The following is a 9,281-nucleotide window of genomic DNA, read 5'->3' as shown; positions in this document are numbered from 1 at the left end:
AAAACAATTGTTGCTGTCGCTGCGCTTTCGCACAGATAAAACAATTGTTGCTGTCGCTGCGCTTTCGCACAGATAAAACAATTGTTGCTGTCGCTGCGCTTTCGCACAGATAAAACAATTGTTGCTGTCGCTGCGCTTTCGCACAGATAAAACAATTGTTGCTGTCGCTACGCTTTTGCACAGATAAAACAATTGCTGTCGCTACGCTTTCGCAAAGATAAAACATTTGCTGCCGCTACGTTAGCACTACGATTTCGCACAGAAAACATCCGCTTCGCTGCAGGGTCTCAGGCCAACAGATGTTTTTTGCGCGAAAGCGAAGCGGCAGCGGCACCGATGTTGGTCATGAAGGCGTTATCACAGGACGTGATGGTTTTAGCCTTCGTCCTACTATCGCTGATCCCCAAGGAGTCGCCCGGTCTCCACTCCAATCAACTTATCTACATAGCATATGTTTTAACAAATGAAATTCTAAACTCTTGATGAAGAACCGGAAAATAATGGGAATATCAGGCATGTTGATTAAGGGGATATAGGTTTTCAATTTCCTGAAGAGGTATTTTTTGTTAATATTTTTGTTATATATATTCATTTTTCGCTGATTGTAGTGAAGGGCTACTTGACTCCCGCGGGAAAGCGAGACAGACGAGACCCTGCACGGAGCGCAGCGGAGGAAGCGGCTCGACGCTCGCCCGCAGGAAAGCAAGTAGCCCGTAGCGAAAATCAGCGTCTTATAACTATGGATAAAAGTGGTTAACCAATTTATCTGTGAAAACATATTTTTATAACAAGTAATCGCCATACCAAAGTCTTTTTTCTGAAGCGATATTTCTTGTGTAGACTACGTTCCGCCTAAAGACTGAAATTCCGGTTTTAACTACTACAATTCTTTTCGTGCCTCTTTTCATTTGTTACAATATTATTGTAGAAGATGAATGTGGAGGCAAAAAGAAAATGAAAATTTTACTCGTTGATGGCACAATGTTTGGTCGCAAAACTGGTGCTATTTTAGAGCAAGTAGAGCACTATATTAAAGAATTAGATGCTAGTTTCGAATTAGAAATTATGCATTTTAGTCAATATAAGCATCAAATTGTAGACGGTTCACCGTTAAATGATGACATGAAGGAAATGATTCAAAAGTTTGAGGAAGCGGATGCGTATATTATCGCTACACCGATTTTCCAAGCATCGATCCCGGGCGTTTTGAAAAATGCATTTGATTTCTTGCATCCAAAAACAATGCGCTATAAGCCAGTATCTATCGTGGCAAATGGTGGCACATATCAACACCATTTAGTAGTAGAAAATCAGTTAAAACCAATTTTGGACTACTTCCGTGCCCTTGTGACTCCGAACTATGTATACACACACACATCTCATTTTGATGCAGATAATAATATTGTAGACGAAGATGTTCATAATCGTTTACGTGAATTGGCTCGTGTTTTTGTACAATATTGTGAAATGAGCAAAACATTGCCGAAAGAGCCGATCGATCAACATTAAAATAAGATCTTTATCCCTTGTGCGGTGGAAGGAAATCACTGTGCAGGGGATTTTTCTTTTTTACTTCATGCTGTTGCTGATGCTTCGCTTTCGCACAGACAAAACCTGTTGCTGCCGCTACGTTAGCACTACGCTTTCGCGCAAAAGACATTTGTTGGCACAAAGCCGACTCCGGACGCAATTATGCCGAGGTATAATTGAAGTATCCTTTTACGATGTGATAAAATTGAACTTTAGTGAAACGGAAGGGAGGGCTGCTCATGCAGGACATCGCTTTACTAGAAAAACAACGCTGTAGTCTAATATTGACGAATAAGGCGAAGGAAGCGGTAGAGGAATGCTCAGCAAATGAGCATGCCTTTTTTGCCTTACAAAAAGCATTTACCGTCTATATCGAAAAGCGCAAAGCTAAAACAATTGGTGAAACGTTTTTATCGATTTATTTTAATGCAGAGCAAAATGAAAAATTAACGGACGTCCTTGCTGAGAAAACAGCCATTATGGATTGTGTGCTTAAGGTTGAAGGGTTGCTAGCTACAAATCTTCGTTTTGTACATATGCGAGGCCCCATCAATACCAATCGACGCTTACCAGCGGCATTACAATTTGTCACAAGACCTAATAATGGAGCAGGGATTCCGCTTGATCTTCATTCAAAAATAAGAGGGCTACCTATAGCCGAGGAGCGCACAGAATATGTGAAAAAGCGTATCTCGAGCTGGGAAGGCTTTTTAAAAATTCAAGAACGTGATGCGACCATTGATGACATTCATACAGAATTTAAGCAAAGCTATTTTAATGAAGATTTTACTAGGCTCACAATTGTTTGCCCTTATATAAAATCGAAGGAATGGAAGAAGCTTGAAGGGTTAAGTGTGAACATTCAAGGAGTTCGCGGTGAAATTGGACAAGTATTAAAGGCTCATGCAGGGAAACAGACAATAGAAATTGACTTGAAGCCTTTTGTGCAGGATTTAGCACGTAAAGATCAGCTTAACCTTCGTTCGAAGCAAGCGAGCTTTAGTAATTTTGCGACATTGAGTCAAATTAGACGATTACGCAATGGTTTTACCAAGCTTGAAAAAGGCGAGGCAGTTAACCCTAATTTAGAGACAATATTATTTGAAAAACGTCCAACTGTCCGAACATCAAAGCTTCGAGAGGATATTGTTTTTCACAATAATTTAAACGAATATCAGCGACGGGCTGTTTTAGGCGCATTGTCCGTTGAAGATTTGTATGTGATTCAAGGACCTCCTGGCACAGGGAAGACAACTGTTATTTCTGAAATTTGTCAGCAAAATGTCAAGGCTGGCTTAAAAACACTCGTGGCTTCTCAATCAAATCTAGCCGTGGATAATGCTTTAGGACGACTACTTTCTAATCAAGAAATTCGAATTTTGCGCTATGGTAGAACGGAAAGTATTGAAGAAGAGGGTAAAAAATTTATTGAGGAAAATGTTGCGCTTCATTGGCGTGAGCAAACTCTCGTAGCGATCGAAGAGGAGATCATAGCCTTTACAGAACGTGAACAGGAACTAAAATCAAGTATTAGCGAGGCTGAAGAAGAGCTAGAAAAACTTGAGGCATGGCTTGAGGAGCTAACAAAGGAAATAGCTGCGAAAGAACAGGCCGCAATTGACGAGCCCATTTTACAGCAGGAAATACAAGCATTAAAGAAAGAGTTAAAGGCTGCAAAAGCCGAGCAGCAGGAGAACGAGGCACATAAAGAGCATTACGAAAAACAGCTGGCGCAAATCGAGCCTGCTGTAAAGTCGCTTGAGCAGACACTTGCTGAAAGTCCGTCTATCGAGCAGCTGAAGCTTACGATAGAGGAAACTACTCAAAAGATGGAGCAGTTGGAAGCAGCTGCTCAATATAAGGAGTTGCAAGAGCAAAAGCAGCATTTAGCAGTGCAGTTCAAAGATATCCAATTGAAATATGAAGAGGAAAATAATCGACTTCGATTAATGAAGGAAGCCGAAAAATATATCGGTAATTTAACGTCCTATGAGCGAATCGAACGATTTTTACAGCACTATCAAATTCGCCCATCTTATGTGCTGTCACAGCAAATTAGTCGTTTACAGCATTTAGAGGATGCTAAAGATTTAGATGCATGGGCAACCATCAATTCACGTCTACAAAAAGCGATTGCAAAGCTTGAGGCGTTGGTATCGGATGAAGAAAAAGAGCGGGCCCTTGCTAAAAGAAAATTGCAGCCAGTTCAATCGTTTTCATTGCAAAATCTAACAGGTGTTTTTGCACAACTCAATACAGCCTTTCAAGATGATCAAACACCACCAGCCGGGCAAATTGAAAGTTTCTTGCTCGGATTATATATGCGTCGTGATTTTGTCTGGCAAAAAGGTATAGCTCTTAAACAACAACAAGAGCATAAAGATCAGGAATTCGAGTCGTTACGTAAAGGTATTGGAGGCTTATTACATCAAGAATGCGCGATTACAAGCTTTGACGTTCAAAGCATACAGCGACAATTGCAGCCATATTTACAGCATACAGAACGACTTCAGCAGCTAGCTGAGACATTCCAAATGGATGCTGAACCAGAAGAGTCTGTAGAGCATTTAAAAATACTTGTATCGCAAGCGAAATCTTCTCTTCAAACAGCACGTCAACAGCTGGAGGCAGTAGAGCAGGCTAATACACAGCTCTTACCAAAGAGAGCGGCACTTCAAACAGCGCAGACTAGCTTACAAGAGATTGAACAACAGCTCACACAATTAGAGGAAAATATAAAAGAAATTAATATAGCTGGATTGAAGAAGGAGAAGCAACTCACAGCTTGCACTAAACTCCTACAATCAACACCGGAGCGCACTTCTGAGGAGGTAGAGGAAGCAATTGTATCCTCCAAAGTAACGATAGGGGAATTGCAGCGCAAGGAACAACAGCTTCCTCTTCGAAAGAAATTACAAGAGCAATGGCGTGACAAGCTGCAAAACGCTACTGAATATGATTTAGATGAAATTCGAAAATTATATGTGCGTCATGCGAATGTTATCGGTACAACATGTGTTGCTTCAGCAAGTAAGGAATTTATGGAGAACTATCCGACATTTGATGTTGTCATTATTGATGAAGTATCAAAGGCCACACCACCAGAGCTATTATTGCCAATGCTTAAGGGTAAGAAAATTATTTTAGTGGGCGATCATCATCAGCTACCTCCACTACTTGGAGATGATACGTTGGAGGAAACGTTAAAGGCGATGCTCGATGAAAATCCAAACTTTGACGGCGCGCAGGAATTAAAAAATTTGCTGCGTGAATCGCTGTTTGAACGTTTATTTAATAACTTGCCGCAAACACACAAGCAAATGCTAGCATTGCAGTACCGAATGCATGAGAAAATTATGCACAGTATCACACCGTTTTACGCGAAAGAGGAAAATGGTTTGCAATGTGGTTTACCAGATTCAGATGCAGCGCGAGACCATTGCCTAGAAGGGCAATTTATTAGCAGAGATGATCATTTGCTATGGGTCGATATTCCGACTGAAAAACCTTATTTAGAGGAGCAAGTAAAGGGCGGAACGAGTCGTTATAATGAAGGTGAATTACAAACTATTCGACGCATTTTAACCGATTTGAATAAGGCTGTTATCGAAGCTAAAGCAGCTGGACGCATGCCTCAGGATGCACAAAAAAGCGTTGGGGTTATTAGCTTCTACGGGGAGCAAGTAAAGAAAATTAATCGCCTTCTGCAACAGGAATTACAGCTACCACATCTTCAATTTAGAACCGGGACAGTTGATAAGTTCCAAGGTATGGAGATGGACGTCATATTAGTAAGTATGGTGCGTAATACACCTAAAGGGGGAGACGTTGGCTTTGCAAAAGATTACCGACGCTTAAACGTTGCCTTATCTCGTGCCCGTGAGCTATTACTACTTGTCGGAAGTGCTGAGATGTTTACTAAACGTGCGAAGCATCAAGATACACGAGAGATGTACAGCAATCTGTTGGATACAGTGAAATCCTATAACGGTTTGCGTAATCATGAAGGACAGGTGATGTAGATTGTCAAAATTGCAGCAGCGTTTAATGCGTGAACTTCAGCAAAATCGAAATATTAAAATCGTCAAAACCGATGAATGGTGCATCCCAATTCGAACAGTAGAAGTGACCTATGAGCCCGTTCGTCGTTCCACTATGGATGTTTTGATGACTATGCTGTTAATCAGCATACAGGAAGCAGATTTTGCAAGTGCGCAAGATTTAAGTGAGTTATTGCTCGTCGATCCATTATTTATTGAGGATTTAGTATCATTAATGTCTCGAGTAAGTCTTATTGAACAAAAGGAAGACTTCTATCGATTAACATCTAAAGGACAGCGGCAACTGGAACGTGGCATCTTCGAGGAAGAGCTAGATGTAGAAATGGCTAACCTTTACTATAGCCCATGCCATCTTGCATTTCTTGCTGTCGATGAGGGCAATATCGAAGAATATGATGATCTACCAGAGCTCTATCGCTATGTGGATGAAGAGGCTGAGAAGCAGGAGCAATTCGAAGAAGGTATGTTGATAGAAGCGTTACAGCAAGAGGATGGCGAAGAGGCTGAAGCTGGAGCTTCACAAAAAATAGTTTCAAAAATTGTGCAAACTGACGCTAAACAAATTAATGATAGCCCATGCCTCGAATTTGTCCTTCACGATAAAGAGCAAGGTATAGCGTTCGTTCGTGTATGGAATGCGCTGTTAAATCAATGGGATCCGCACCTAGAACAACAGCTCACAGAAAAAGAACAACTAGAGTGGCGTAAGCAATACTTATAAAGCAAAAAAACGAACGTGTGCAACGTTCGTTTTTTTGTTTTTCAATTGAAAAAGTGGCCAAGGAAATATTTGTGATGTTGTCCAAAAGATACACGCTATGTGAAGTAGTTAATTGGAGTGTAGGCTGGGCGACTCCTTGGGGATTAGCGATAGAGGAACGAAGGCTAAAACCATCACATCCTGTGATAACGCCTTCGAGACCAACATCCTGTCGCTGCCGCTACGTTGCACTACGCTTTCGCACAGAAAACATTTGTTGCCCCGACGTCTCCAGGAAAGCGCCCCCTCGTTTTGCCGAAAAGTCATACTCTTTTTAGGTGAATGTCGATAAAACGGAAAAGTTGGGTGATAAATTCAAAAAGTAAGGCGATAAAATGGTAAAAGACCTTGATAAATTTTTAAACTCGCATATATTATTACAAAAAAAGGAGGGGACCGATGTTTACGATTAGTTTATGTATGATTGTCAAAAATGAAGAATGTATTATTGAAAGATGCTTAGATTCCGTTCAACATTTAGTGGATGAAATCAATATTATTGATACGGGCTCAACTGATCGTACAAAAAATATCGTCCAAAACTATACCTCTCGAATTTTCGACTTTACCTGGTGTGATGACTTTGCCAAAGCTCGTAACTTTTCCTTTCAGCAAGCTACGAAAGATTTTATTTTATGGCTCGATGCTGATGATGTAATCACAACAGAACATCAGCAAAAGTTCCTACAGCTTAAGCAGTCGCTATATCATCCTAACGTCGATGCTGTTTCCATGGATTATTATGTAACGCTCGATGCTGATGGCTGTGTCGAATCAAGTGAAAAAAGGTTTCGTCTCGTAAAACGTGCACGTAATTTTCAGTGGCGGGGTGCCGTCCATGAGTATTTAGATGTAACAGGCCAGCTCTATCATAGCGATATAGCCGTTACACATTTGCCAAGAAAAAGTGATATTCATCGCAATATTACTATTTATGAGCGTTTAAAGAAAGAAGGGCACCCATTTTCAGCTAGAGAAACATTTCATTACGCAAATGAGCTCAAAATTCATCAGCGATTTTTAGAAGCTATCAATCACTATCATATTTTCCTAGATTCCACAAAAGGCTCGACTGATGATAATATTCAAGGTTGCTTAAATTTAGCAGATTGCTACCAACAGCTACACGACTCAAAACAAGCAACACAAGCTATTTTACAATCATTATTATATGATCGACCAAGACCAGAAACATGCTGTCGAATCGGTCATTTTTTTATGGAGCAATTGAAAAATAAAGAGGCCATTTACTGGTATTCACAAGCATTACAGCAGCCTATAGATCAGACAATGGCTATTCACAAGCATGCTTATTCCACATGGCTTCCGCATTTACAGTTAAGTTTGTTATACAATCGCTTGCGTCTCTATGAAAATGCATATCAGCATAATGAGGCGGCACGTAAATATAAGCCGAAAGATCAGCGCATACTAGACAACCGAAAATACTTGTTAAGTCAGTTAAAGAAGTAAGGCCGTCAAGGAAAGGGAACATCAATAAAGTTTATATATATACCGTAACCAATTAACACCGATACAAAAACAACAATCGTCATAAAAATCACATTCCGAGGTCTGAAAGTTCGAGCATCCATTCATTCATCCCCTTTCAATTTAACGAATATTCTGTCAACCTAACATATGTGTTATAGAAGCTTGAGTATGAGTTCAATGTAAACATTTTTTATTTAGGTCTATAAAAAAGTAGGTGATGAAAAACAATCCGTTTTTCATCACCTACTTTTAATAGAATTAGGGCCATCGCAACCAGTCAAACTTCGGGTAACGGTTGTTGTCTTATTGGTTTGACTGGTAAGATACTATATGTTTTTTGTTCATCGACAGTTGTCATTACATTATTTATAGGCCGTTTTATACCAATCAACCGTTTGCCGAATCGCTTCATCTTGAGGGGTAATTGAAATTGGGAATTTCCCCTTGAATTTTTTTGAATCTACAACAAAATCGTATAAGTGCTGGTACATTAATTCTTTAATCTCTTTCATATCGGAATTAAATAATCCTGCAATATTAACAATAAACTTCCCAGCAACTCTATACTTAGCTGTTGTACCAAGCTCATCTGCAACTTTTTGTACAATTGTGCGTGTAGTATTAGGTTCGTTCGTAGGGATATGCCAAATTTCGCCTAATGCCTCTTTATGTTCTCCAAGCATTATAAGTCCTTTAGCAAAATCACGTATAAAAATATAGGAGTGTTTCGTATCAGGATTCCCCAGAAGATCTGCTGGCTTTCCTTCCATTAAATTTTTAATTACTTGTTCCCCTAATGCTGAAGTTTTGACACGTGGTCCATAAAAATCCGTACCTCGCCCAATCGTTGCTTGAACCTTACCAGATTTATGCGCATTCATTAATTTTGTTGCTACTTCAGCCCGCACTTTTGTTTTCATACCAACTGTATTATATGAAGCATTTTCGTTAAGTGGTTTGTCATGAGGACCGTATGCATAGAGATTATCTGCGTAAACTATTTTAATCTGTTGAATTGCCGCTACTTCGATAATATTATCCATCATTATTGGAAATAACTCTGCCCAAGATGAATAGGGAAGTCCTAGGCAATGATAAAGGACTGAAATTTTATGAGAATTACAAATATCCATTACACTTTCTAGTTTCGTAGCATCTCCTTTTATGACCTTTACAGACGGAGGAACATCCGCTTTTCCACTCGTATTCACTAAAAGTACATTTTTACCTTCTTGAATAAGCTGATCCATAATCGCTAGTCCCAGTGGACCTGTTCCAAAAATTGCATGATATTCATTTTTCATTTAGAAGTACCACTGAAAAGGAACCACATCCGCATTTATCTCACCTTCGTGACCAACATCGGTGCTGTACAAATATTTTTACTCCTAACCGGATTAGCGGTTAGTGTATACGTTCCTTTATATCGCTGATCC

8 protein-coding genes are annotated in these 9,281 nt (G+C 39.8%); 5 read left to right on the top strand and 3 right to left on the bottom strand.

Annotated features, from left to right (window positions below):
- Positions 1-181: hypothetical protein (locus ACFCYJ_RS25515; RefSeq protein WP_376078554.1), on the bottom strand; the 181-nt coding region annotated here is incomplete at its 3' end.
- 125 nt (positions 182-306) lie between these two features.
- Here ACFCYJ_RS25515 and ACFCYJ_RS25510 point away from each other — a divergent pair.
- Positions 307-483, top strand: a complete 177-nt coding sequence (locus ACFCYJ_RS25510) for a hypothetical protein (RefSeq protein ID WP_376078552.1) — start codon at positions 307-309, stop codon at positions 481-483.
- Between the two features lie 471 nt (positions 484-954).
- Positions 955-1,509 carry an NADPH-dependent FMN reductase gene (locus ACFCYJ_RS25505; protein WP_349661576.1) on the top strand — a complete coding sequence of 185 codons (555 nt, stop codon included), beginning with the start codon at positions 955-957 and terminating at the stop codon, positions 1,507-1,509.
- A 10-nt stretch (positions 1,510-1,519) separates the two neighbouring features.
- On the opposite strand, the gene ACFCYJ_RS25500 is transcribed toward ACFCYJ_RS25505, so the two are convergent.
- Positions 1,520-1,672, bottom strand: a complete 153-nt coding sequence (locus ACFCYJ_RS25500) for a hypothetical protein (RefSeq protein ID WP_376078550.1) — start codon at positions 1,670-1,672, stop codon at positions 1,520-1,522.
- A gap of 97 nt (positions 1,673-1,769) precedes the next feature.
- On the opposite strand from ACFCYJ_RS25500, the gene ACFCYJ_RS25495 reads away from it, so the two are divergent.
- The 3 genes from ACFCYJ_RS25495 to ACFCYJ_RS25485 all read left to right on the top strand — a co-directional run bounded on the left by ACFCYJ_RS25495 (position 1,770) and on the right by ACFCYJ_RS25485 (position 7,824).
- Positions 1,770-5,552, top strand: coding sequence for a DEAD/DEAH box helicase (locus ACFCYJ_RS25495; RefSeq protein WP_376078548.1), 3,783 nt, complete (start codon positions 1,770-1,772; stop codon positions 5,550-5,552).
- 1 nt (position 5,553) lies between these two features.
- Positions 5,554-6,312 (top strand): hypothetical protein, encoded by a 759-nt coding sequence (locus ACFCYJ_RS25490; RefSeq protein WP_376078546.1) that lies wholly within the window; start codon positions 5,554-5,556, stop codon positions 6,310-6,312.
- 438 nt (positions 6,313-6,750) lie between these two features.
- Positions 6,751-7,824 (top strand): glycosyltransferase, encoded by a 1,074-nt coding sequence (locus ACFCYJ_RS25485; protein ID WP_376078544.1) that lies wholly within the window; start codon positions 6,751-6,753, stop codon positions 7,822-7,824.
- 383 nt (positions 7,825-8,207) lie between these two features.
- Here ACFCYJ_RS25485 and ACFCYJ_RS25480 read toward each other — a convergent pair whose 3' ends face one another.
- Positions 8,208-9,149 (bottom strand): NAD-dependent epimerase/dehydratase family protein, encoded by a 942-nt coding sequence (locus ACFCYJ_RS25480; RefSeq protein WP_376078542.1) that lies wholly within the window; start codon positions 9,147-9,149, stop codon positions 8,208-8,210.
- Positions 9,150-9,281: the final 132 nt, after the last annotated feature.

It is taken from the genome of Lysinibacillus sp. NPDC056232 (assembly GCF_042267565.1).
GTDB lineage: Bacteria > Bacillota > Bacilli > Bacillales_A > Planococcaceae > Lysinibacillus.
This window is presented reverse-complemented; position numbering and strand designations above follow the sequence as displayed.